Source organism: Asticcacaulis sp. (assembly GCA_024707255.1).
In the GTDB taxonomy this organism is placed as follows: Bacteria; Pseudomonadota; Alphaproteobacteria; order Caulobacterales; family Caulobacteraceae; genus Asticcacaulis.
Window position 1 is genome coordinate 323,350 of record JANQAC010000001.1, and the last position, 19,801, is coordinate 343,150.

A 19,801-nucleotide genomic window follows, 5' to 3' on the forward strand; every position below is an offset into this window, starting at 1 on the left:
ATTTATGCCTTGAAACTGATCGAAACCGCCTTGAGGTCGGCATATTTATATAGGGCGTGCAGGCTGCGATCACGACCGAAGCCCGATTGTTTTACCCCGCCAAAAGGCGACGTGATGTCGCAGGCATCCCAGCCATTGATCCAAACCAGCCCGGCCTTCAGTGCCTTGGCGGCGCGCATGGCCTTGCCGATATTGGCCGTCCAGACGCCCGAAGCGAGACCATAGATGGTATCGTTGGCGATCCGGTAGGCGCCTGCCTCGTCCTTGAAGGTCAGCACCGACAGGACGGGGCCAAACACCTCTTCCTGCGCCAGGATATTGTCGGGTGCTATATCGAGCATGGTCGGCTCGACATAGGCGCCGCCGCTTTCGGCGCGGGCGCGTTCGCCGCCCATCAGCAGCTTGCCGCCTTCGGCCTGACCTTTCTCTATATAGTCGAGCGCCGTATTCATCTGGCGCGGCGAGATCATGGCGCCGAACTGGGTCGCCGGATCGAAGGGATCACCGACCTTGATCGTCTTGGCTATGGCCATGACCTTCTCGACGAAGACATCCTTGATCGATTCCTCGACCAGCAGGCGCGAGGCCGCGGTGCAGACCTGCCCCTGGTTATAGAAAACGCCCCAGGCGGCATTGGCGGCCGCGCCATCGAGATCATCGCAATCGGCAAAGACAATCTGTGGCGACTTGCCGCCGAGTTCGAGCGACACGCGCTTGAGATTTGAGTCCGCCGAGGCGCGCATCAGCATCCGCCCCACCGGGCCGGAGCCTGTAAAGGCGATCATGTCGACATCCATATGGTGCGCCAGGGCGTCCCCCGCCTCGCCGCCCAGGCCGGGCACGACATTGAACACGCCCGCCGGCACACCGGCTTCCAGGGCCAGAAGCGCCGTATAGAGCGCGGTCATGGAAGAATTTTCCGCCGGCTTCAGCACGATCGAATTGCCCATGGCAAGCGCCGGCGCCACCTTCCACATGGCCATGTGCAGCGGGAAGTTCCATGGCACGATGGCCCCGATCACGCCCAGCGGTTCGTGCAGCACATAGGACAGGCGATCTTCCGGCGTCGGCGCCACCTCGCCATAGATCTTGTCGAGCGCCTCGGCGTAATAGCGCGTGGTATTGATGGCCGCGCCGATATCGAAACCGCGCGTATTGGCTATGGGCTTGCCGGTATCGAGACATTCCAGCAGGGCCAGGTTTTCCGCGTGCTCGTTCATCAGATCGGCCAGGCGATGCAGGATTTTCTTGCGCACCTTCGGCGCCAGCCCGCGCCAGCGGCCATCCTCAAAGGCCATCCGCGCCGACTTGACCGCCTGATCGACATCGGCGGCGTCACAGGCGGTAATTTTGTTGATCAGCGTGCCATCACGCGATGAATAGTTGTCGAAGGTACGGCCGGAGACAGACTCCACTTCAGCGCCGTCGATCACCGCCCTGTCCGGCAGGTTCAGGGCCTTGAACGCGGCCAGCACGCCTTCCAGCGTATCGGCGGGGCTAAGCGGAGCGGAAATCGGCATGGGGCGGCCTCAAAGCGGTTTTGTGATCACAATTAGACACCGCCCCCAATGCGGGTGTCAAGGCCGTATCTCTGTTAATGCTCTTCGAGGTAAGCGCTGATCTCACTGGCGTCTATTGAAATGAGCAGACGCCCCAGGTCGATATTACCCTTCGCAAAGGCCAGCACGGACAAATACCCCCTAACCACATCAAGGTTAGTCTCAGCCATCAAATCTTCAATGCAAAATAAGGTGATAGAGCGCCACCCCTGACTGTAGTCGCCGTTCAACCAATCCGGCAAAGCTGAATTAGATTCAACATGCCTTTGAGCCTCGATTGCAGCAATGAATGCGTAGAGATTCCAATTAAAAATCACACCCGCTTGCCGTAGGCCAACCAGATAAACAACGGCCACATATGATGCCGTACCGATATCACCCTGATGATATAATTCCTGCCACAAACGCGCCCATAATGCTGAATCAGAAGGGCTAAAGGCCAGTTTTTGCAAGACCGGCAAAGGATTGTAGAGTGTCTTGCAACCGCCCTCTAGTTCCTGCCATCTAGGATCCGTGTCGGGCAGAAAGTCCAACCTACGCGCCCCGCCGGCGACGCTTCGGTTCAGGCGCCACATGGGCCTTGATCGCATCCAGCATCAGTTCCATGCCTTCATGGATATCCGCCGCCATAGAGGTCTTGACCGTTTCGGCATCACCCGTTTCCAGGGCGCGGATCATGTCCTGATGGTGGTCCTTCGGCAGATGCACCGTGCCCATGCGGCCGAAAACCACGCGCATGAACGGTCCGACCTGAAGCCAGAGGGTCCGCGCCATGTCGAAAAACAGATCGGCGTCGGCCAGACGATAGATCGAGTAGTGAAAATCCTGATTGGCCTGCATATAGGCGGCCACATCCCCCTTGCCGAGCGCCGTCATCACCGCGGCGTCATCCTCACGCAGGCGTTTGATTACATCTTTCGTCACATGCGGGGTGGCCAGTCGCGCCAGTTCCGGCTCGACCCACTGACGCGCCGTCATCAACTGCATCAAACGTTTTTCGGTCAGGTCCGGCACCCGCAGGCGCTTGTTGGAAGGCTGCAGCTCCAGTGCCTTTTCGGCGATCAGTCGCCGCACCGCCTCGCGCACCGGCATGGGCGAGACGCCGAGATTATGCGCCAGCGTGCGCAGGGAAACCGGCTTGAGCGGCGGAATCTTGCCCTGAATCAGGGCTTCGGACAGGGCCTCATAGACCTGATCGTGAATCTTCGCCTCGTTCAGGCTGCCACCGGATACGCTTTCCAGACTGACAACGACCATTTTACCAAAACCTCTTTGCGGCCCCATTGCATGAAGCCCAATTTTGTGATCACACTTCAGCGATCCCTAAACCCAACCTAACACAGTTCATTCCGGATTCGTAATGAAACTGCCGTACCCACTATCGATATCTGTGTGAACCTGACATGAACACGCCGTCCACGCTTGAAAACTTCTGGATGCCCTTTACGCCCAACCGCGCGTTCAAGGCGAAACCCAAACTGCTGGCCAGTGCGAAAGACATGCACTACACCGACGTGGACGGCCGCCAGATCCTGGACGCCACCTCCGGCCTGTGGTGCGTCAATGCCGGGCATGGCCGCGCCAAAATCACCGAAGCGATCCAGAAACAGGCCGCGGTGATGGATTTCGCCCCGACCTTCAATATGGCGCATCCGCTCGCCTTTGAATTCGCCGAAAAGCTGGCCGGTATCCTGCCTGGCGACCTGAAGAAAATCTTCTACACCAATTCAGGATCGGAATCGGCCGATACGGCGCTAAAGATCGCCCTCGCCTACCAGCGCACCCGCGGCCATGCCTCGAAGACCCGCCTGATCGGCCGCGAACGCGCTTATCATGGCGTCGGCTTCGGCGGCATCTCGGTGGGCGGTATTGTTCGCAACCGCATGTATTTCGGCTCGCTGTTGACTGGCGTCGATCACCTGCCGCATACGCATGGCGTCTCCGGCAATCTTTTCGCCAGGGGCATTCCGGAACACGGTGCCGACCTCGCCGATAATCTCGAACGCCTGGTGGCCTTGCATGATGCCTCGACCATCGCCGCCGTCATCGTCGAGCCTGTGGCCGGCTCCACCGGTGTGCTGGTGCCGCCGAAGGGCTATCTCCAGCGCCTGCGCGCCCTATGCGATAAGCACGACATCCTGCTGATCTTCGACGAAGTCATCACCGGTTTCGGCCGGCTGGGCGCAGCCTTCGGCGCCGACTATTTCGGCGTCACGCCCGATATCCTGACCATGGCCAAGGGCATCACCAATGCCGCCGTGCCCATGGGCGCCGTCGCGGTTTCCAATCGCATCTATGACACCTTTATGCAGACAGCCGATGCGCCGATCGAACTGTTCCACGGCTATACCTATTCCGGTCACCCGCTGGCCTGCGCCGCCGGCATCGCCACGCTTGATGTCTATGCCGGGGAAGACCTGTTCAAACGCGCCAACGACATGGCGCCCTACTGGCAGGAGGCCGTGCATAGCTTACGCGATGCGCCGCATGTCATCGATATCCGCAATCTCGGCCTGATCGGCGGCATCGAGCTGGAAAGCCGTCCCGGCGCCCCGACCGCCCGCGCGCTGGAGGTTTTCGACCGCTGCTTTGACAAAGGCCTGCTGATCCGCGTCACCGGCGACATTATCGCCCTGTCGCCGCCGCTGATACTGGAGAAGGCGCATGTCGACCAGATGGTCGAGACCATTCGCGCGGCACTAAAAGAGACGGCCTAAGCCGCGCCGGTCAGCCCTTTCGCGTCCAGCACAACGATCAGGACAAAAAAGGCCACTGTAGCCGCGACATTAAAAACACTTGCGGAGACAAAGCGTTTCACCAGCACGAACCGCAGGCAGAACAGGCAAATAACAAAGCCGATGCTGATCTGGCCGACAGCGCCGCCCTTTCCCAGTTGCATCAACCCGCCCCACAGGAAGGCCAGGGACAACAGCCAGTAAAGTCCGGCGCATATCACCTTGGCGGAATGCCACACCGCCTGCAGAAAGAGCATGTCCCCACCCTTGTTTTTGAACAGGAATTGTCTCTAGCACGCGCCTAGCCACACAACAAAGGGTGCTTTATTCATATTGTGCCTTTATATGGTTGTGCCATTAATTCGGCTCAAAGCATAAGTGTTGCAGCTCTAAACGGAAACCTGATGTTCAATTTCTCCAACCAGATCGAAAACGTGAAATCGGCCCTGATCGGGCTTGTGCTGCTGCTGGCCACGGCGATTATCGGCCTGATCTGGGTGAGTATCGGCCTCTACAGCCTGGCCGTTAAATTGCTGGGCGACTTGTGGGGACCGTTGGCCCTGGGTGCCATTTTCCTGCTGCCGATCGTCATTTATCTGATCATCAAGGCCCTGCCGCACAACCGGGAAAAGCGCCGCCAGTCGCTGATCGACGAAGCCTTCTCGAAATCGACCGTCGGCAGCATTTCCAACCTTATCGACAGCCTGTCGGCCACCTCGCCGGTCCTGGCGACCGTGGCGGCTATTGTGGCCGGTTTCATGGCGACGCGCTTCCCGCAATACCTGCCGATGTTCTCGCAGATCGTCAGCGCACTCGGTGAAGAGTTCAAGCTGCACAAGGTACGCCGCGCCGAATCGAAGGTGCGGAAAGCGCGCGCTGAATATGAACGCACCGCCAATCCGACACCACCGGATGTCGAGCCGGTGGTCAAGCGCCGCCGCCGCAAGAATGATGATCCCTACGCGGATATGTAATAAAAAAGCCCGGTGGATCACCACCGGGCTTTTTTAATGGGCGGACCAGAAAACCTAGAGGTCTTCCTTGAGGATGGCCATCTCAAAGAGATAGGAACCGGCCTCGTCCTCGTCGACATAGACCACGCCGACGAACTCCTCGTCGATGAACACCTCGGCGGAATCCTTCTGCTTGCGCGGCTTGATTTCAAGGCCCTTGGTCTTGAAGGTCTTGAAAAGATAGTCCTGAACCTTGGCGATTTCGGCGGGGGTCATGATTGGCCTCAGAAATTAGAATACGGGTGGCGCCATCCTCGCGCCCGACAGTGCGCAAACTTAAGCACAATTCGCCGGACAAGAGGATAAAATTTATGTGTGCCCCGCTTTAAAGGCTGCGGCAAAGCGGCGCAAACGCAAACAGCCTGTTGTCCCCACTATTTGAGTCCAGGCCGCCGTATCGGATCAGATCGAATAGTCCAGATCAATATCCGGCATGGTGTGGTCCATCTGACGAGCCGGATCTTCACAGGTCTTGCAATTGACCAGTTTGGCCGGCACGCCAGCCGCCGTGCAATGCGCCGGCACGGGTTTCAGCACCACCGAGCCCGAAGCGATCTTGGCATAATCGCCGATAATGATATTGCCGAGTACATTGGCCCCGGCGCCCAGCAGCACGCCCTTGCCGATCTTCGGGTGACGGTCGCCGCGTTCGGCGCCGGTGCCACCCAGGGTCACGCCCTGAAGGATCGAGCAGTCGTCGCCCACCACGGCGGTTTCGCCGATGACAATGCCGGTGCCGTGATCAAGGAACACGCCCTTGCCGATGCGCGCCGCCGGATTGATGTCGATCTGGAACAGTTCCGACACGCGGCTCTGGAGGAAATGCGCCATGGTCTGGCGGCCGTCCTTCCACAGGCGATGCGCCACGCGGTGGATTTGCAGGGAGAGGAAGCCCTTGAAGAACATGAAGGTTTGCAGATACCCCTTGGCGGCCGGGTCACGTTCGTAAACCGCCTGCAAATCAGCCTGTGCAAATTCGACCAGGGACGGATCGGCGTCATACGCCTTGGATACCAGTTCGCGCAGGGTCATCCCGCGCAGGGTATCATCGCCCAGCTTGCGAGCGATCTGATAGCTGAGGGCGCTGGCCAGGTCGTCGTGCGACAGGATGGTGGAATGCAGCATCGAGGCCAGGCCGGGCTCCTCGGCGATGGCGTCGCCGGCCTCCTGACGCAGGCACAGCCAGATCGGCTTGTCGTCAGGGGTTATGACCTCGAAAACCTGTGCCATGAAAAGCACCTCCTTGAATAGTCAGGCAAGTATAGCATCTCGCAGATGCGGCGGCAAATCGCCGCTCACCGCCATATGGTGTACCCGCAATACACTGACAACCGTTAAGCCATCACGAACCTGGCCTTTTATCACGGCTTCGAGCAGGGTTTTAAACGGCACGCGGGCATAGTCGAAGGCTTCGGTTTCGTCCGGCGCGGTGTCGCTTTGGCTGAGGTCGGTGGCGAGAAAGCAGACGGCCACCTCATCGGTCACCGAATTGGACATGTCGAAGGACAGGATTTCGCGCAGGTTCGCCGCCACCAGGCCGGTTTCCTCGCGCAGTTCGCGTACGGCGGCATGGCGCGGGTCCTCGTCATGCGGCCCGCCGCCTTCCGGCAGTTCCCAGCTATAGGCGTCAACGGCAAACCGCCCCTGACCGACCAGGGAAACCGTGCCATCATCATGCAGCGGCAGGACGGCGATGGCGCGGTTGGCAAACTTCACCAGGCCATAATGCGCCGGATTGCCCGTCGGCGCGATGACATCATGGCTTTCGACGCGTATCCACGGATTTTCGAACACGGTTTGTGACGTCAGGCTGCGCCAGTGCGGACGGGTGGCAGCGCGGCGCGTATTATCCCAGGGCGGCAGCTCAAAAGTTTGGCTCATTCTTGTACCTTCAAAATCCGGAACCACGAATGGACACAAATAAACACGAATATTCGTGCGCATTCGTGGTTTCGAACTCCTATATACTGGCCTTGGAATCAGCAAGGATATCTCATGCCCCTTCCCGCTTTTGACCAGACTCCCATCGAATTCGGCCAGCCCGTACCGCAGAAAAAGTCTGCCGAGGTGCTGGATGCCCTGTTCCATCGTCGCAGCGCCCCGGCCCCGACGCTCGGACTGCCGGCACCCAGCGAAGAAGAAATGGACCTGCTAATCCGGATTGGCTTTCGCGTGCCTGATCACGGTAAGCTGGGGCCATGGCGCGTCGTGCGCTTCACGCCTGAAAGCAAGGCAAGACTGGTTGAAAGGCTTAAAACCCTGGCCGAAAGCCGCGGTGACCGCAAGGCCGTGGGCGCCCTGCAAAAGCTTTCCATCCCGCCGGAGGCCCTGCTGGTAATTTCCAGCCCGGTCTTTCCGTATAAGAAGCCATTGTGGGAACAACAGCTTTCCGCCGCTGCGGTCTGCCAGACCCTGCTGATCGCCGCCGGCGCCCTGGGTTACGGCGCCAACTGGATCACCGACTGGTATTCCTATGATGACGAAGCAAAGGCGCTGCTCGGCCTGACCGAGGGCGAAAATGTCGCCGGCTGGATTTTCCTCGGCACCCCTTCCGAAGCGCCGCTGGAACGCGAACGCCCAGATTACAACAGCCGCGTTAGCTGGTGGGAAGGCTAATCAGAAGTGGTCCATTGCGTTGCTCTTTCCTGGCTTTTTCCCAAAAATCACCAAGGTCATGACGAGAACCAAGATCGCTCCGACAACACTCATCCCGTAGCCAAGTAGTGCTTGAAGCCAGATATTATCGATAAAACCGAGAAAGCCCGTATCACTTGAAGCACCATATCGGTTTACCGAAAGCTCAAGTCCGTAGAAGACGATAATAAAGACCATGGCGTGCCAAACATTGACAACGCGCCTGCTGATCAGCTTTACAATTTCCAGAAGGAGGGCCAGCGGCAAGCTGGAAAGCAAACCCACTATTAGGCCCCGCAACATAAAACCTTTAGAATAGACCCAGATGGCGTGATCCCAAGCGTTCATTGTCAAGATCGCAATATTCATAAGCAATGCACCAACAACTGTCGTTATTAGCACACGGAGCCACCACCTCCCCCAAAGTCCCCCCCATTTTACCTTACCCTCGGCCACGATAGGTTGACACACCAAAGTCCGGCACATAGACACCTTTCGGCGCTTCATCCGTCTGCCAGAAGACATCGATCGGAATACCGCCGCGCGGATACCAGAAGCCGCCGATGCGCAGCCAGCGCGGCGCCAGAAATTCGTTCAGGCGCTTGGCGATATAGATTGTACAATCCTCATGGAAGGCGCCGTGGTTACGGAAGCTGGTCAGGAAAAGCTTGAGCGACTTCGACTCGACCAGCCACTCCTCCGGCACATAATCGATAACCAGATGGGCAAAATCCGGCTGGCCGGTGACCGGACACAGCGAGGTAAATTCCGGCGCCGTGAAGCGCGCCACATAGTTCACATCCGGGTGCGGATTGGGCACGCGCTCCAGCACGGCCTTGGCGGGATCATCGACAGGACGGGCATCGCCGCCCAGTTGGGTCAGGTTATCGGTATAATGGCTCATGCGCTGGATATAGACCTTGCCGGCATTTTGGCAAGCCCAACGCCCCCTCCGTCAGCGACACCAGCCCTGCGGGCTTCGCGCTGCCACCTCTCCCGCTCCGCAGTGGAGGAGAAAAAACTTTACGCGAACGTCAATTTATGGTGAATTGCCTGAAATAATGAGGAAACACCATGGCCGTCCCCGCCCTGCTTGCCAAGAACCTGCGCTTCCCGGCCGTTGCCGCGCCGATGTTCCTTGTTTCCGGCCCTGAACTCGTTATCTCCACCTGCAAATCCGGCATGATCGGCACCTTTCCCGCCCTCAACCAACGCACCTCTGAAGGCTATGCCGAATGGCTGACGCAGATCAAGGCGGCGCTTGGCCCGGATGACGCCCAATATGGCGTCAACCTGATCGTCCACAATACCAATACGCGCCTGATGGCCGACCTGGCGATCACCGCCCAGCACAAGGTGCCGCTGGTCATCACCTCGCTCGGTGCGGTCAGGGATATTGTCGATGGCGTCCATGCCTATGGCGGCGTGGTGTTTCACGATGTCATCAATGCCCGCCATGCGAAAAAGGCCGCCGATGCCGGGGTCGACGGCCTGATCCTGGTGGCCGCCGGCGCCGGCGGCCATGCCGGCAACCAGCACCCCTTTGCCCTGATCAATGAAATCCGCCAGTTTTTCAGCGGCACGATCCTGCTGTCCGGCGCCATCTCGACCGGCGGTGATGTGGCTGCCGCCCTGATGGCCGGTGCCGATCTCGCCTATATGGGCACGCGCTTTATCGCCACTGAAGAGGCCCTCGCCGGCAATGACTACAAGGAAATGCTGATCGAGACGACGGCAAAAGACATCACCTATACCGACGCCATTTCCGGCATCAATGCCAACTTTCTGACACCGTCCCTGATCGCCAATGGCCTCGATCCGGCAGCCGCCAAAGACCCGCACCACAAGATCGATATGGCCCACGAACTGAATATCGAAGCGAAAGCCTGGAAAACCATCTGGTCTGCCGGCCAGGGTGTCGGTTCGATCCATAAGGTTCTGCCGGCCGCCGATCTGGTCAGCCGGTTGAAAACAGAGTTCCACGCCGCCAGCGAAGCCTTCGCCGCCAAGGCGCGGTTGTGCGATCTTTAAACGTTAGCCACAGATGACACAGACGGGCACAGATAGTGCGCGTCAGCATCTTCCATGAATTGGTCGCAAGGGTATGCGTTTAAAGTCAGTACAGGCGGCGCCAGCGCTGAGAATATCTGTGACCATCTGTGTCATCTGTGGCTAAATCTTACCTGAAAACTTCCAGCGCCTGCTCGATATCGTTGATTAAGTCATCCGGGTCTTCCAGCCCGACATAAAACCGCACCGCCGAGCCCTGCAGATAGGGATCAGGCTCGTCGCTCAGGCGCGCACGGCCACGGATCTGCGGTTCGGAATTGGTGGCCAGGCTCTCATATCCGCCCCAGCTAAAGCCGAGGCCGAACAGCTTGAGTCTGTTCAGGAAGGCTTGTGAATCCCTGTCGCCATTGCCCTTGAACAGGGCCATGAACAAGCCGTTGGCGCCGGTGAAGTCGCGTTTGAAAATCTCGTGGCCCGGATGGCTTTCCAACGCCGGATGCACCACCTTCAGCACTTCCGGACGGCTTTCCAGCCATTTTGCAACCTTCAAAGCGCTATCGCCCGATTGCTTCAGGCGCAGGTGCAGGGAGCGGATACCGCGCGAGGCCAGATAGCTTTCATCAGCCGAAGTGAAGAAGCCCCACGCCTTGATAGCGTCGTGCAGCCCCTTGTCCAGCTTCGGGTCATTGACCGACACCGAACCGATCAGCACGTCGGAATGGCCGCCGACATATTTGGTCAGGGCCTGCATCGAAAGATCGATGCCATGCGCCAGCGGCTTGAAAAGAACGCCAGCGCCATAAGTGTTGTCGCACAGGGTCAGGATGCCACGCGCCTTGGCCAGTTTCGCAATGCCGGGGGACATCCTGAATGTCGAAGGTCAGCGAGCCTGGGCTTTCGACATAAATCATCTTCGTCTGCGGCGTGGCCAGAGCCAGCACCTCTTCCGGCGTCAGGCGCGGCTCATAGTAGCGCGTGATCACGCCGAAACGCTTCATCTGGGTATCGAGAAAGCGGCGCACCGGGCGGTAGCAGGAATTGACCACCAGGATTTCATCACCCGCCGAAAGGAAGGCGAATATCGGCAAGGTCAGGGCCGCCAGGCCCGAAGGCAGGATAAAAGCTTCCTGCGCCCCTTCCAACTCGGCGATCAGGCGGCAGAGTTCGTTCTGCGTCGAGAGGCCATCCGTGCCATAGGTCGGCTTGATGTCGTCATTATAAAGCACTTCCGCGTTTTCGAACAACACAGTAGAGCCGCGCTCCACGGCCGTATTGACGGCACGGCGGGAGTTCTGGCGACCCAGCGTGGCGCTGGTCAGGCGGGTAGTTTCTTTAGGTGGGGTCGGCATGGTCAGGCACTCGAAAAGGCAGCGACGTATACGATCCTCTTCAACCGCGAAACGCCCCCCAGCGCAAGCCATAAGAACTGAGGATACCGGTCAGTTTCCCTGATCCCTGCACACTTCAATCATAAAAAATCATCCGTACTTTGACTATTTTCGGTTTAGGCATCATAGTTAACTCAGGGCGCGCAGCCGAGGTGCTGCCGGCGGGCTGCCGAGAAGACCGAACACAAGACCGACGACGCCTATCGCAACCTGGCCATTCTGAATGAAAACGGCGGGGGTGGCGACACGAACAAAGTTGTCGCACTCAACAGAAGCCCGATCAAACGGCGCATTATTATCTGCGGGCCGCAAAGAATGCTCGATGCACGATGGGTAGGAACGAAGTCCCTCCGCTTCATGCGCCCCGGATCAATTTGTCAGGATCGTTGCGTCATTTGGCGCTTTCCTCACCTACTCCCAGAATTCCGGCTGTTCGGGGATACGGTTGAAGGCGATCTTGGCGCCGACAAAACCGTGCATCTTCGTGCGCGGCCCGATCGTTATCGCGTCCTTGCCAAACTTTTGATTGAGCGCATCCAGCGCCGACAGCAGGCTCATATGGCGGCCATCCTCCTCGCCGTCCGGTGTCCACCCGAACAGGTCCGGCTTCGCCCCGGCCTCGACCAGATGCAGGCAGGTAACGACGATCTGCTTGACGCGCGGCGCTTTCAGCCTGCGCGCACATTGCGTCCAGAGATCATCTGACGCTTCCAGCATACGAAAACTGTCCGATGTCACGGTAAAGCGGGTGGCCGCCTCCAGCCGTTCGCCGCCAGCGCCGCGCAGATAAAGATGCAGGCCACCGCATTTATAGCCCATGCGCCGCAGCCGCGAGCCGCATTTGGCCGTCAGCCGCCGGGCGACACCGCGGGCATGTTCGACCGGCCGCAGTTCCTGCGCCAGCACATGGCCATGGGTGATGCTGGCGCGCGTTGTCTCGATCTCCGGCGGATCAGTGCCATGCAGCGCATACCAGAAATTTTCCCCCATAATGCCGCGCCACACCTGCCGCATCCGCGACGGCGACATCTCCCACAATTGCCGGACGGTCTCGACGCCGGCCGCATTCAACCGCGTCTTCATCGAACGCCCGATACCGGCAAATTCATCAATCTCCAGATCGAGCAAGGCGCCCGGCAGTTCGTCCTGGCGCAGCACAGTCAGGCCCAGCGGCTTTTTCATATCAGCCGCCGTCTTGGCCAGCAGGCGCGACGGGGCGATACCGATGGAAGCGGTCAGGCATTCACCGACATTTTCCAGAATGCGCCGCTGGATGCGATGCCCGAGGGCCCGCGCCGGCGCCTCCAGTTGCTGCGGGCCCATCAGCCGGCACGCCACCTCGTCGATCGAGCAGACCTTCTCGACCGGGATAACATAATCGATCTGCGCCAGAATTTTGTTGTGCAGGTCGACATAGCGATCGGGCCGCGCCTCACGGACAACCAGGCCAGGGATGCGCTCCCGCGCTTCCTTCACCTGCGTGCCGGTCTTGACGCCCAATGCCTTGGCTTCCTTGCTGGCGGCAATGGCGCAGGTATAATCCGACATCACCGGCACAACGATCACCGGCCGATTGCGGATCGCCGGCTCGTCCTGCTGGGCGCAACTGGCGAAATAGGAATTCATGTCGAGATAAAGCCAACGCAGATCGCCGCCGTCTTTCCATCGGGGGTCAAGATCCGTCATGTCAGCCTTCTGCGCCATAAATAGAACATAACAAGAACGTTAACGCTGAGTCAAGCCACAGGCATCACGCACTTGCGATAAAGAAACTGTCGCAATCGATGGCAAATCATTTATAACCGCCGTCATGGCCAAACCCGATACCCGCATTGCGTCCACGGACGAATCCCTGCTGTCCGAACCGGATGACCTGCGCCCCGCCGAGGCAGACGCCAAAGAAGACGATCCACGCGACACACGCACCTTTTTCCGTGGCCGCCTACTGGGCAAGGTTCGCGCCTTCCTGAATGAAAACGGCCCCCTGGCCGCCATGTTCGCCGTGGTTTTCGTCAATTTGGTCGGCTTTGGCATCGTCGTACCGCTGATGCCCTTCTTCGCCCAGAGCCTCCAGGCGCAGGCGTGGCAGGTGACCCTAATGTTCACCACCTATTCCCTGGGCCAGTTCTTCGCCGAACCCTATTTTGGCCGGCTGTCCGATCGCATCGGCCGCAAACCGATCCTGATCGTCACTACGGCGCTCAGCGTGCTTTTCTACGTATTGCTGGCCTTTTCGCCCAATATCTGGATCGCCATCCTGATCCGCTTCTTCAGCGGTCTCAGTTCCGGCAATATCTCCACCATTCAGGGTTATGTGTCGGATGTTTCGCCGCCGGAAAAGCGTTCCGGCCGCATGAGCCTGATCGGCGGCGCCTTCTCGCTCGGCTTCATTATCGGCCCTTTCATCGGCGGCATACTGAGCCACGAGACCGCCGCCGGCGGCAATCAGTTCCGCCTGCCCCTGATGGGGGCCGCGCTCCTGTCGGCGCTTGCCTGCCTGGGCGTCATGCTGTTCATCCGCGAAAGCCGCGAGCGCCGCACCAAGGTCGAGGCCGCGCAACCGCATATCCTGAAGACCGCGCAGGAAGCCCTGCAAAGCCCGGTCCTTGTGCGCCTGATCCTCTCCACCCTCTGTTACATGATGGCTTTTGCCGGTCTGGAATCGACCTTCGGCCTGTGGGCGGAGGCGCGCTTCCACTGGGGGCCAAAGGAGATCGGCGCCATCTTCCTGCCGCTCGGCATAGCAGCCGCCCTTATGCAGATGGTCTTCATGCGGCCGCTCACCCGGCGCTATGGCGAAAGTCGGGTGCTGGCCGCCGGGCTGTTTGTCTTCGGACTGAGTTTTGTGCTCCAGGGCATGAACCATATCGGCTGGCTGATCACCCCTATCATCATGCTGGGGGCGCTCGGTCAGGCAGTGATCTTCTCCTCGATCTGCGCCATTATCTCGCTGTCGACCTCGCCGGACAAGCAGGGCGCCATGCTCGGCCTCAACATGTCGACCGGCGCCATAGCCCGCATCACCGGCCCGATGATCGCCGGCTATGTCTTCAGCCTCTGGGGGCCCAACGCCTCTGTCTGGATGGGTGCGGTGACCACCCTGCCCGCCGCCCTGCTGGCCCTGCAACTCGGCAAGTATCAGAAGCGAAAAGCGCATGGATAAAATGGATTTTCAGACGGACTGGCAGCGATTTCACGGTAATACCCAGCCGGTAGGTCATCTGCTGCGCAATGCTGAGGGCTGGAACCTGACGCGATTCCACTTCCTGCCCGATGACCGTCGCCTGGCCGCCGATCACGACGAACTGCGCAGCCTTCTGGAACGCTACAACCGGGTCGCCACGGCCACGCTTGGCGAAGACGCGCCCTGCTGGCTGATCATCCTGCAATCACCCAACCAGGATCGCCGGCTGGGTCAGCGCCTGGAGCGGTTCAAGTCACGCTACAGCCTCCAGCCCGGCTGGTCGTTCTTCAACGCCACCGACAATCTCAGCTACCAGGTCTGCGCCGGAGAGATCACCTGGCGGACGGATGGTTTCAACCGCCTGATGCTGTACGTCTACCAGACCGAACTATGGGACGTGATGTGGATGAACCAGGCAACCGGCGCGGTCTTCCGGCCCTATGACGCCGGCGCCGATATCTCGCAGCCCACGCCGAACGACCTGATCGCCCGTATTTCCAGCTTTTATGGCTGGATGCCGACCAATGGCCACGGCTTCATCCATTTCAATGCCGCCCAGATGGCGACGGCTAAGTTCCAGGTGACCAAGCCCTGCGCCGAAGCAATCCAGAAGGTCATCGCGGCGGAGAAGACTTAAAGACTCCGCTTGCACTGACAGGCCATTTCCTGTAGTGCTCCGCCTTCCTACCGACCCGACGGGCCAAAAGGCATGCCTTGGCGGGTCTTAATCCTTATAGAGGGCGGCTTTAATCCAGCCGTACATGAAATGCCCAAGCTGAAGACCAAGTCGGGCGCGAAAAAGCGCTTCCGCATCACTGCCTCTGGCAAGGTAAAGGCCGGCGTCGCCGGTAAGCGCCACCGTTTGATCTCGCACAATGCGAAGTACATCCGTCAGAACCGGGGTACCGAAGTGATGTCCAAGCCGGATATCATCAAGATCAAATCCTACATGCCTTACGCCTAAGAGGAGCAGACACATATGGCTCGCGTTAAAAGAGGCGTAACTTCCCACGCCAAGCACAAGAAGGTTTTGAAGCTCGCCAAGGGTTTCTACGGCCGTCGTAAGAACACCATCCGCACCGCCAAGGCCGCCGTTGATCGTGCCGGCCAGTACGCTTACCGTGACCGCAAGGTCAACAAGCGTAACTTCCGCGCCCTGTGGATCCAGCGCATCAATGCCGCTGCCCGCCTGGAAGGCTTCACCTATTCGCAATTCATCCACGGCCTGAACGTGGCCGGCATCGACATGGACCGTAAGGTTCTGTCCGATATCGCCATGCACGACGCCGACGGCTTTAAGGCCGTCGCTGAAAAGGTGCGCGCGGCTCTGGGTTGATCGCAGATCGGTCCTGAATAAAAGAACCCCGCACCTTTACCGGTCGCGGGGTTTTTTGTGCTTTATCCCCGGCGGCCTTTCGCCTAAACACACGCATCCTTTTCTTTGAAGATACGCACATGACCGCCTATACCGACCTGCAAAGCGAAATCGAAGGCGAGATCGCCGCCGCTTCTGACCTCAGCGCGCTTGATGCCGTCCGCGTCTCGGCCCTGGGCAAGACCGGCCGCATTTCCGGCCTGCTCAAGACCCTGGGCGCCCTGCCGCCGGAAGAGCGCAAAACCACCGGCGCGGCCATCAATGCTGTGCGTGACGCGATCCAGGCATCGCTCGATGCCCGCAAGGAAACGCTGGAAGCCGCCCATTTGGCCGAGCGCCTGGCGAAGGAACGCATCGATCTCTCCCTGCCCTCGGCGCCGCGCCCCAAGGGCGGCGTCCACCCGACGCTTCAGGTCATGGACGAGATGATCGCCATCTTCGCCGATATGGGGTTCGAGGTCGCCGAAGGTCCGGATATCGAGGACGACTTCCATAACTTCACCGCGCTGAACTTCCCCGAAAAGCATCCGGCGCGTGAAATGCACGATACCTTCTTTTTCAATCCGGATGAAAACGGTGTGCGTAAATTATTGCGCACCCATACCTCACCGGTACAGATCCGCTCAATGATTTCGGGCAAGCCGCCCTTCCGCCTGATTGTGCCGGGACGCGTCTTCCGCTGTGACAGTGACCAGACCCACACGCCGATGTTCCACCAGATCGAAGGTCTCGTGATCGACAAAACCGCGCATATGGGTCATCTGAAATGGGTGCTGGAAACCTTCATTTCGCGTTTCTTTGAAACCGACAGCGTCACCACCCAGTTCCGCCCGCACCACTTTCCCTTCACCGAGCCCTCGGCCGAGATGGACGTGCGCTGCTCGTGGGAAAAGGGCGAACTCAAGGTCGGCACCGGCGACTCGTGGCTGGAAATCCTTGGCTGCGGTATGGTTCATCCGAACGTGCTGCGCGCCTGCGGCGTCGATCCGGACGAATACCAGGGCTTTGCCTGGGGCATGGGCGTCGACCGCCTGACCATGCTGAAATACGGCGTGCCCGATTTGCGCGACATGTTCGCCGCCGATACGCGCTGGCTCGGCCACTATGGCTTTAGTGGGTTTAGCGCACCGAATTCGGCCTCTGGTTTAAGCTGATCCAAAGGACATCCATCATGGATAGGGAATTTGCCATCATGACCCTGAACGCCTGTTTCAGGGCCTCACGGGAATTAGGTGAAACCGGCACGATGGTGAAAGCCTTTTCTTCTGATGAAACAGGGGCAGAAATAAAATCACAAATTGGAATGGCTATCGCCCAGATCGGCAATGTCATGGAATCGGTTTTCAAAATTCACCCCGATCTTCGCGACTGGATTGACGAGCGAATTGAGAAATACGGCCGCGTCTCCTGACCAGAAATTCAAATATTAAGACGAGGAGGCGCGCCTCCTCGACCTCGAAACAAAGACAAGCACATGAAATTCTCGCTCTCCTGGCTCAAAGACCACCTCAAAACCGACGCCACCATCGATGAGGTGGCCGCAAGCATGACCATGGCCGGTCTCGAAGTCGAAGACATCCACGATCCCGCCAAGGCGCTCAAGCCCTTCTCCGTGGCCAAGGTCATAGAAGCCGCGCGTCACCCCAATGCCGACAAGCTCCAGGTGCTCCAGGTCGATACCGTCGACGGCCGCAAGGAAATCGTCTGCGGCGCCCCCAATGCCCGCGCCGGCATGACCACCATCTATGCCCCGATCGGCGCCTATGTGCCCGGCCTTGGCGTCACCCTGGTCGAAAAGCCGGTGCGCGGCGTCGTCTCCAACGGCATGATGTGCTCCGGCGCCGAACTGGAACTCGACAGCGATGCCGACGGCATTCTCGACCTGCCCGACAGCCTGGCCGTAGGTACCCCCGCCGCAGAAGTCTTCGGCGCCGAACCGGTCATCGATTTCGAAGTCACCCCCAACCGCCCCGACTGGCTGGGCGTCCATGGCATCGCCCGTGATCTCGCCGCCACTGGCCTTGGCAAATTCACCGAAACCACCATTCCGGCGGTCCCCGGCAAATTCCCATCGCCGATCACCGTCAAGACCGATGGCGATGCCTGCCGTCATTTCACCGGCCGCGTCATCCGTGGGGTGAAAAATGGCCCTTCGCCAAAGTGGTTGCAGGACAAGCTCAAGGCCATCGGCCTGAAGCCGATCTCGACCCTTGTCGATATCACCAACTACCTGTCCTATGACCGCGCCCGCCCGCTGCACGTCTATGATGTCAAAAAGCTGTCCGGCAACACCCTCGAAGCCCGCCTCGGTCACCATAACGGCACACACGACGAACAACTGATCGCGCTCGACGGCAAGACCTATGATATCGGTCCGGATATGTGCGTCATCGCCGATGCTGACGGCCAGCGCCCGATCGGCCTGGGCGGCGTCATGGGCGGCGAAAGCACGGGCGTGGATGAAACCACCACTGAGGTCTTCCTCGAATCCGCCTGGTTCGAACCGATCCGCATCGCCCAGACCGGCCGCACATTGAGCCTCAATTCCGATGCGCAATATCGCTTCGCGCGCGGCGTCGATCCGCAATCGACCCGTCCCGGTCTCGAACTGGCAACGCAACTGATCCTCGACCTGTGCGGCGGCGAAGCCTCCGAAGTCGTAGAAGCCGGTGCGCCAGTTGAAGGCCGCGCCGCTGTGACCTTCGATCCGGCCTATGTCGGTCAATTGACCGGCCTTGATGTCCCGACCGACAAGATCGAACAGATTCTCGTCGCATTGGGTTTCGGCGTGACCAAGGGTGCAAACTGGACCGTGACTGTGCCGTCATGGCGTCGTGACGTGGATGGCAAGGCCGACCTGGTCGAGGAAGTCGCCCGCATCTACGGTTTCAATAACATCCCCGCCACGCCCTTGCCAGTCGTCGGCCTGCGTCCCGGCGGCGTGCTGACCGGCCAGCAGGCCAAGGCCCGCACGGCCCGCCGCGCCTTGGCCGCTTTTGGCTACAGCGAAGCCGTCACCTGGTCGTTCATGCGCCAGGACTGGGCGAAGCTGTTCGGTGGCGGTGACGACACAATCGTCCTTGCCAACCCGATCGCCTCGGAACTGAACTGCATGAGGCCCTCCAGTCTACCGAACCTGCTGGAAGCCGCCGGCCGCAACGCCGCGCGTGGTTTTGCAGGCGTGCAATTGTTCGAGATCGGGCCTATCTATCAGGGTCTCGAACCTTCCGACCAGAAGACCACCATCACCGCCATCAAGGCGCCGGACAAGTCGCGCCACTGGCAAGCGCGCGGCGAAGACGCCCTGTTCGCGCTCAAGGGCGACCTGATGGAACTGCTGGAAGCTATGGGCGCCCCCGTCGCCTCGTTGCAACTGGTCCAGGGCAACAACAATGGCTGGTGGCATCCCGGCCGTTCGGCCCGCCTGCAACTGGGCCCGAAGCAAATCGTCGCCGAGTTCGGTGAACTGCATCCGGCAGTCCTCAAGGCGCTGAACCTTGATGGTGCCCATGTCGGCTTCGAAATCCGCCTCGACCTGCTCCCCTCGCCCAAGGCGAAATCCGGCAAGTCAAAAGGCGCGCTGTCGATCTCCAATCTGATGCCGCTAACCCGCGACTTCGCCTTCCTGCTGCCGGCAGAGGCGACTTCAAGCGATCTGGTCCGTGCCATCAAGGGCGCCGACAAGGTCCTGATCGGTGACGCCCAGGTGTTCGACGTCTATACCGGCGCCGGCGTGCCCGATGGCCAGAAATCCCCGGCGATCGAGGTGACCCTCACCCCGACCGACAAGACCCTGACCGAGCCGGAAATCGAAGCGATCAGCGCAAAAATCATCGCGGCGGCCGGCAAGTTTGGTGCGGCCTTACGCGCATAAGCGAACACAAACCGCTTGCGGGTAAGGCC

At 59.6% G+C, this 19,801-nt stretch carries 21 protein-coding genes and 1 pseudogene; 11 read left to right on the top strand and 11 right to left on the bottom strand.

Translation table 11 applies throughout. The features are described from left to right. Nucleotides 1–2: 2 nt before the first annotated feature. From NVV72_01575 to NVV72_01585, 3 genes are all read right to left on the bottom strand, one after another. Nucleotides 3–1,520 carry an aldehyde dehydrogenase gene (locus NVV72_01575; protein ID MCR6658077.1) on the bottom strand — a complete coding sequence of 506 codons (1,518 nt, stop codon included), beginning with the start codon at nucleotides 1,518–1,520 and terminating at the stop codon, nucleotides 3–5. A gap of 74 nt (nucleotides 1,521–1,594) precedes the next feature. Continuing rightward, nucleotides 1,595–2,092, bottom strand: coding sequence for a hypothetical protein (locus NVV72_01580; protein ID MCR6658078.1), 498 nt, complete (start codon nucleotides 2,090–2,092; stop codon nucleotides 1,595–1,597). Between the two features lies 1 nt (nucleotide 2,093). After that, nucleotides 2,094–2,816, bottom strand: coding sequence for a GntR family transcriptional regulator (locus NVV72_01585; protein ID MCR6658079.1), 723 nt, complete (start codon nucleotides 2,814–2,816; stop codon nucleotides 2,094–2,096). Nucleotides 2,817–2,962: 146 nt separating this feature from the next. Here NVV72_01585 and NVV72_01590 point away from each other — a divergent pair, with 146 nt between their 5' ends. After that, complete coding sequence (locus NVV72_01590) at nucleotides 2,963–4,276, top strand: aspartate aminotransferase family protein (protein ID MCR6658080.1); 1,314 nt, start codon at nucleotides 2,963–2,965, stop codon at nucleotides 4,274–4,276. Here the strand turns inward: NVV72_01590 and NVV72_01595 are convergent. Then, a complete protein-coding gene (locus tag NVV72_01595) occupies nucleotides 4,273–4,551 on the bottom strand; it encodes a hypothetical protein (protein MCR6658081.1) in 279 nt (92 codons plus the stop codon). The genes NVV72_01590 and NVV72_01595 overlap by 4 nt on opposite strands. A 147-nt stretch (nucleotides 4,552–4,698) precedes the next feature. Here NVV72_01595 and NVV72_01600 point away from each other — a divergent pair, with 147 nt between their 5' ends. After that, nucleotides 4,699–5,268 carry a hypothetical protein gene (locus NVV72_01600; GenBank protein MCR6658082.1) on the top strand — a complete coding sequence of 190 codons (570 nt, stop codon included), beginning with the start codon at nucleotides 4,699–4,701 and terminating at the stop codon, nucleotides 5,266–5,268. A 54-nt stretch (nucleotides 5,269–5,322) separates the two neighbouring features. On the opposite strand, the gene NVV72_01605 is transcribed toward NVV72_01600, so the two are convergent. The 3 genes from NVV72_01605 to NVV72_01615 form a co-directional block, all read right to left on the bottom strand. Beyond that, complete coding sequence (locus NVV72_01605) at nucleotides 5,323–5,523, bottom strand: DUF3126 family protein (GenBank protein MCR6658083.1); 201 nt, start codon at nucleotides 5,521–5,523, stop codon at nucleotides 5,323–5,325. 186 nt (nucleotides 5,524–5,709) lie between these two features. Next, a complete protein-coding gene (cysE, locus tag NVV72_01610; protein ID MCR6658084.1) occupies nucleotides 5,710–6,537 on the bottom strand; it encodes a serine O-acetyltransferase in 828 nt (275 codons plus the stop codon). Nucleotides 6,538–6,558: 21 nt separating this feature from the next. Continuing rightward, nucleotides 6,559–7,188 (bottom strand): NUDIX hydrolase, encoded by a 630-nt coding sequence (locus NVV72_01615; GenBank protein ID MCR6658085.1) that lies wholly within the window; start codon nucleotides 7,186–7,188, stop codon nucleotides 6,559–6,561. A gap of 114 nt (nucleotides 7,189–7,302) precedes the next feature. Here NVV72_01615 and NVV72_01620 point away from each other — a divergent pair, with 114 nt between their 5' ends. Continuing rightward, a complete protein-coding gene (locus NVV72_01620; protein MCR6658086.1) occupies nucleotides 7,303–7,923 on the top strand; it encodes a nitroreductase in 621 nt (206 codons plus the stop codon). On the opposite strand, the gene NVV72_01625 is transcribed toward NVV72_01620, so the two are convergent. Further along, complete coding sequence (locus NVV72_01625; GenBank protein ID MCR6658087.1) at nucleotides 7,924–8,310, bottom strand: hypothetical protein; 387 nt, start codon at nucleotides 8,308–8,310, stop codon at nucleotides 7,924–7,926. 73 nt (nucleotides 8,311–8,383) lie between these two features. Beyond that, a complete protein-coding gene (queF, locus tag NVV72_01630; GenBank protein ID MCR6658088.1) occupies nucleotides 8,384–8,845 on the bottom strand; it encodes a preQ(1) synthase in 462 nt (153 codons plus the stop codon). 170 nt (nucleotides 8,846–9,015) lie between these two features. Between queF and NVV72_01635 the strand changes: the two genes are divergently transcribed. Then, a complete protein-coding gene (locus tag NVV72_01635; protein ID MCR6658089.1) occupies nucleotides 9,016–9,972 on the top strand; it encodes a nitronate monooxygenase family protein in 957 nt (318 codons plus the stop codon). Between the two features lie 148 nt (nucleotides 9,973–10,120). Here NVV72_01635 and metC read toward each other — a convergent pair. Together metC and NVV72_01645 are read right to left on the bottom strand one after the other, a co-directional pair. Beyond that, nucleotides 10,121–11,300, bottom strand: a pseudogene (metC, locus tag NVV72_01640) (cystathionine beta-lyase). A gap of 450 nt (nucleotides 11,301–11,750) precedes the next feature. Then, a complete protein-coding gene (locus tag NVV72_01645) occupies nucleotides 11,751–13,025 on the bottom strand; it encodes a DNA-directed DNA polymerase (protein MCR6658090.1) in 1,275 nt (424 codons plus the stop codon). A 124-nt stretch (nucleotides 13,026–13,149) separates the two neighbouring features. Between NVV72_01645 and NVV72_01650 the strand changes: the two genes are divergently transcribed. The 7 genes from NVV72_01650 (at nucleotide 13,150) to pheT (ending at nucleotide 19,772) form a co-directional block, all read left to right on the top strand. Then, nucleotides 13,150–14,502, top strand: a complete 1,353-nt coding sequence (locus NVV72_01650; protein MCR6658091.1) for an MFS transporter — start codon at nucleotides 13,150–13,152, stop codon at nucleotides 14,500–14,502. After that, entirely contained in the window at nucleotides 14,495–15,160 is a 666-nt protein-coding gene (locus NVV72_01655) for a hypothetical protein (protein MCR6658092.1), read from the top strand. Before NVV72_01650 ends, NVV72_01655 begins: the two co-directional genes overlap by 8 nt. 129 nt (nucleotides 15,161–15,289) lie before the next feature. Continuing rightward, complete coding sequence (gene rpmI / locus NVV72_01660; GenBank protein MCR6658093.1) at nucleotides 15,290–15,487, top strand: 50S ribosomal protein L35; 198 nt, start codon at nucleotides 15,290–15,292, stop codon at nucleotides 15,485–15,487. 15 nt (nucleotides 15,488–15,502) lie between these two features. Next, nucleotides 15,503–15,859 (top strand): 50S ribosomal protein L20, encoded by a 357-nt coding sequence (gene rplT, locus NVV72_01665; GenBank protein MCR6658094.1) that lies wholly within the window; start codon nucleotides 15,503–15,505, stop codon nucleotides 15,857–15,859. A gap of 119 nt (nucleotides 15,860–15,978) precedes the next feature. After that, nucleotides 15,979–17,052, top strand: coding sequence for a phenylalanine--tRNA ligase subunit alpha (pheS, locus tag NVV72_01670; GenBank protein ID MCR6658095.1), 1,074 nt, complete (start codon nucleotides 15,979–15,981; stop codon nucleotides 17,050–17,052). A 17-nt stretch (nucleotides 17,053–17,069) separates the two neighbouring features. After that, nucleotides 17,070–17,309, top strand: coding sequence for a hypothetical protein (locus tag NVV72_01675; GenBank protein MCR6658096.1), 240 nt, complete (start codon nucleotides 17,070–17,072; stop codon nucleotides 17,307–17,309). A 63-nt stretch (nucleotides 17,310–17,372) separates the two neighbouring features. Further along, nucleotides 17,373–19,772: a phenylalanine--tRNA ligase subunit beta gene (gene pheT / locus NVV72_01680; protein ID MCR6658097.1), complete on the top strand. Its 2,400-nt coding sequence runs from the start codon at nucleotides 17,373–17,375 to the stop codon at nucleotides 19,770–19,772. Nucleotides 19,773–19,801: the final 29 nt, after the last annotated feature.

Coding starts and splice junctions, on each gene's coding strand:
- NVV72_01575 (MCR6658077.1), bottom strand. CDS start 1,520: ATGCCGATTTCCGCTCCGCTTAGCCCCGCCGATACGCTGGAAGGCGTG.
- NVV72_01585 (MCR6658079.1), bottom strand. CDS start 2,816: ATGGTCGTTGTCAGTCTGGAAAGCGTATCCGGTGGCAGCCTGAACGAG.
- NVV72_01590 (MCR6658080.1), top strand. CDS start 2,963: ATGAACACGCCGTCCACGCTTGAAAACTTCTGGATGCCCTTTACGCCC.
- NVV72_01595 (MCR6658081.1), bottom strand. CDS start 4,551: ATGCTCTTTCTGCAGGCGGTGTGGCATTCCGCCAAGGTGATATGCGCC.
- NVV72_01600 (MCR6658082.1), top strand. CDS start 4,699: ATGTTCAATTTCTCCAACCAGATCGAAAACGTGAAATCGGCCCTGATC.
- NVV72_01605 (MCR6658083.1), bottom strand. CDS start 5,523: ATGACCCCCGCCGAAATCGCCAAGGTTCAGGACTATCTTTTCAAGACC.
- cysE (MCR6658084.1), bottom strand. CDS start 6,537: ATGGCACAGGTTTTCGAGGTCATAACCCCTGACGACAAGCCGATCTGG.
- NVV72_01615 (MCR6658085.1), bottom strand. CDS start 7,188: ATGAGCCAAACTTTTGAGCTGCCGCCCTGGGATAATACGCGCCGCGCT.
- NVV72_01620 (MCR6658086.1), top strand. CDS start 7,303: ATGCCCCTTCCCGCTTTTGACCAGACTCCCATCGAATTCGGCCAGCCC.
- NVV72_01625 (MCR6658087.1), bottom strand. CDS start 8,310: ATGAATATTGCGATCTTGACAATGAACGCTTGGGATCACGCCATCTGG.
- queF (MCR6658088.1), bottom strand. CDS start 8,845: ATGAGCCATTATACCGATAACCTGACCCAACTGGGCGGCGATGCCCGT.
- NVV72_01635 (MCR6658089.1), top strand. CDS start 9,016: ATGGCCGTCCCCGCCCTGCTTGCCAAGAACCTGCGCTTCCCGGCCGTT.
- NVV72_01645 (MCR6658090.1), bottom strand. CDS start 13,025: ATGACGGATCTTGACCCCCGATGGAAAGACGGCGGCGATCTGCGTTGG.
- NVV72_01650 (MCR6658091.1), top strand. CDS start 13,150: ATGGCCAAACCCGATACCCGCATTGCGTCCACGGACGAATCCCTGCTG.
- NVV72_01655 (MCR6658092.1), top strand. CDS start 14,495: ATGGATAAAATGGATTTTCAGACGGACTGGCAGCGATTTCACGGTAAT.
- rpmI (MCR6658093.1), top strand. CDS start 15,290: ATGCCCAAGCTGAAGACCAAGTCGGGCGCGAAAAAGCGCTTCCGCATC.
- rplT (MCR6658094.1), top strand. CDS start 15,503: ATGGCTCGCGTTAAAAGAGGCGTAACTTCCCACGCCAAGCACAAGAAG.
- pheS (MCR6658095.1), top strand. CDS start 15,979: ATGACCGCCTATACCGACCTGCAAAGCGAAATCGAAGGCGAGATCGCC.
- NVV72_01675 (MCR6658096.1), top strand. CDS start 17,070: ATGGATAGGGAATTTGCCATCATGACCCTGAACGCCTGTTTCAGGGCC.
- pheT (MCR6658097.1), top strand. CDS start 17,373: ATGAAATTCTCGCTCTCCTGGCTCAAAGACCACCTCAAAACCGACGCC.